3 protein-coding genes are annotated in these 2,917 nt (G+C 39.0%); all 3 read left to right on the top strand.

Annotation, left to right across the window (positions count from 1 at the left end; genetic code table 11):
• The first annotated feature begins 175 nt into the window (after positions 1–175).
• The 3 genes from EDI28_RS25455 (at position 176) to EDI28_RS25470 (ending at position 2,680) form a co-directional block, all read left to right on the top strand.
• Complete coding sequence (locus EDI28_RS25455) at positions 176–943, top strand: HNH endonuclease (RefSeq protein WP_233353513.1); 768 nt, start codon at positions 176–178, stop codon at positions 941–943.
• 523 nt (positions 944–1,466) lie between these two features.
• Positions 1,467–1,862 (top strand): hypothetical protein, encoded by a 396-nt coding sequence (locus tag EDI28_RS25465; RefSeq protein ID WP_199287498.1) that lies wholly within the window; start codon positions 1,467–1,469, stop codon positions 1,860–1,862.
• A 137-nt stretch (positions 1,863–1,999) separates the two neighbouring features.
• Positions 2,000–2,680 carry a hypothetical protein gene (locus EDI28_RS25470; RefSeq protein ID WP_128786646.1) on the top strand — a complete coding sequence of 227 codons (681 nt, stop codon included), beginning with the start codon at positions 2,000–2,002 and terminating at the stop codon, positions 2,678–2,680.
• Positions 2,681–2,917: the final 237 nt, after the last annotated feature.

Consider the following 2,917-nt stretch of genomic DNA (forward strand, 5'->3'; position numbering starts at 1 on the left):
ATCTAAGCTCGGTTTAGAGTTTGTTTCTTTCGTTTCTGAAAAAGAAATATAACAAGGCAATCAAGGTGATGCGTTACACTCGGCGGTTTTGGTACTGAGTTCAGTGTGCTTTGTTGGTTCGGTGGGGCACACCTTATTGCAGGCGTTAAATGCTACTACAACATAATGAGGAAGTATGGACTGGTTAATCCCTGCAAATTCGAAAATTTATGATCATGAACGATCCTTTGCAGACTTTGGTTTCATCGATTGGAAGCAAGGGGGGATAGGGTATAGTGTTGGTGACGTAGTTTACATATATATTTCAAAGCCTGAAATGCGAATTGGGTATAAATGTATAGTTCAAAATGTTGGGTTAACAAAATCTAAGATTAGAAAAGACAAAAAATATTGGGTTAACAGTGCCGACTATCAAAGTTCCTTAGAAGGCTCATTTGTTAGATTGGCATTAGTTGCAACTATTAATACAGAAAAATTACACCTGTATACTTTAAGAAAATTCGACTTAAAAACTGGTCCTCAAAAAGCAAAAAAACTTAACGGTAAGCTTTTGGAATATATAGAATCATTTTTCTCTAAGCCTAAGCTTATTGATGTATTTGCCAAAGAAAGTGATGATGCTATATCAAAATCGATAAAACTTAATCGCAGTAGCAGGTTAAAACGCTTAGAAAAGGCAAACCTAAAACCCAAGCTTGTACCGGTAACTAGTTATGTCTACGAGCGTAATCCAGATGTAGTTGCTGAGGCTCTATATCGAGCAGATGGCATATGTGAACGATGTTCAGGTGCAGCACCATTTTATCGCAAAAGTAATAATTCACCTTATCTTGAAGTGCATCATATAGTGCCTTTAAGTAATGGTGGAGAAGACTCATTATCAAATGTATTGGCTTTGTGTCCAAATTGTCACAGAGAGCTTCACTTCGGAAAAGGCATTTAACAAAGCAATCAAGGTGATGCGTTACACTCGGCGGTTTTGGTTCGGAGTTCAGTGTGCTTTGTTGGTTCAGTGGGGCACACCTTATTGCAGGCGTTATGCACCTAGAGCCAAGATTTTCAATGGTAGATAATCCATCGCTTGTTTCCACGATTTCTTTGGCCATTTGTTTGCCGAAAGGCTGCCTGCAAGTCCGGAGTTAAACAGGTTGCTGTTTTCTTTGCTGCCTTTGACTCTGGCAATTTAACATCATAATTTCAACGTTACTCAGCTGTGAAAGTGCTGGCGCATTTCTTTGACTATTTGTCTGGTGCAGCAGCCAAGCCAGTCCGTATCAGGTTGTCATGCAAGTTGGTTTGGCTCAAATCGTTGAAAGTGAATCGGAATTATCAGAGTATGAATTTGTTGCCTGTATGCCGCAGATTTATCACGCGTGGAAAGGCTTTCGGTCAAGTATGAACGTATTAATGGATGGAGTTGCATAACAAAGGTATCAAGGTGACTCGTTTGACTCGGCGGTTTTGGTTTGGAGTTTAGTGGATTTGGTGAGTTCATCGTGGCGCACCTTATCCCAGGCGTTATGGCGCAAAAAATAGGATTGGCGATGAATGCTAAAGAATTCGTTGGACTTTGGAAGTCTGAAAAAGAAGAACAATTAAAGTTGTACCTTTCCAGAGGTGGGGAGTCAGAAGTTTCTTCAAAGATTGAAAAGATGAACTTGTCAGAAACACAGATGAATCAATTGGCTAATATTCTAGATGATGTGCTCACCGACACCTATACAACGATGCTTTGTGGCTTAGATGGTAGTGCAAGTATTGGTGGTATCCAGCAAGAATACTCAATTCATGATGAAAATGGCATACCGATTGAAAGTTGTGGGGACATAGAAGCCGAAGTATACGAGCAGTTTCAAGAGTAAAAATGAATCCAAGCGCCATAACAAAGGTATCAAGGTGACTTGTTTGACTCGGCATTTTTGGTTTGGAGTTCAGCGGGTTTGGTGAGTTCATCGTGGCGCACCTTATCCCAGGCGTTATATTTCTTAGAGGAAATTCAGTGGAACAAATTTTATCTATTATTTCTTACGTTGGTGTTGCTTTGGTTTCGGGGCTTTTAGTCTGGTTGAATTCATATTCAAAAGAAAAAGGTAAATCTTATGCTAACAAAGAAGATTTTGTGGAGTTGAAGGAACAATTGTCTCAAACAACAGAGTTAGTTGAGAGCGTAAAAAGTAGTCTTTCAGAGAAAAGTTGGATTAATCAACAAGTTTGGTTAAAAAAACAAGAGGCCTATGAAGAGATTTCCCTACATTTATCTCATGTGAAAAAGTTTGTTAATCATCAGATTAGTGAATACGAAAGTTATGAGTACCTTAATCATTATCATCCATATGTTCAAATGTCCTCAACTACCAATGAGAGTTTACAAAATCAGTGGGATCGAGATGTTGAAGAATATGAGAGGCGTAAGAAATACAATGAAGAAAATAAGGTATACGAGAAATTAGAAAAGCACTCTAATGATGCTCTTTCGCAAGTTTTCGATTTGATTACTGTTAAATCCATATACCTTGACCCTAGAGTTGGCGAGGTGATTAATAAGTTAAAGTACTCAGTTGGTGAACCCCATGAATATGAGGATGAAAACGATTATTACAATCGAATTGATAAGGCCATGGAGTTGGCTATGGATGAGATATTTAAAATATCAAAAGAAGAATTGAGTATTAAAATATAACAAAGCAATCAAGGTGATGCGTCACACTCGGCGGTTTTGGTATGGAGTTCAGTGTGCTTTGTGAGTTCAGTGGGGCACACCTTATTGCAGGCGTTATGCACCTAGAGCCAAGATTTTCAATGGTAGATAATCCATCGCTTGTTTCCACGATTTCTTTGGCCATTTGTTTGCCGAAAGGCTGCCTGAAAGTCCGAAGGTAAGCTTGTTGTTGCCTTCTTTGCTGCCTTTGATTCTGGC

The sequence above is a fragment of the Photobacterium chitinilyticum genome (assembly GCF_004104355.1).
In the GTDB taxonomy this organism is placed as follows: domain Bacteria; phylum Pseudomonadota; class Gammaproteobacteria; order Enterobacterales; family Vibrionaceae; genus Photobacterium; species Photobacterium chitinilyticum.

Coding starts and splice junctions, on each gene's coding strand:
- EDI28_RS25455 (WP_233353513.1), top strand. CDS start 176: ATGGACTGGTTAATCCCTGCAAATTCGAAAATTTATGATCATGAACGA.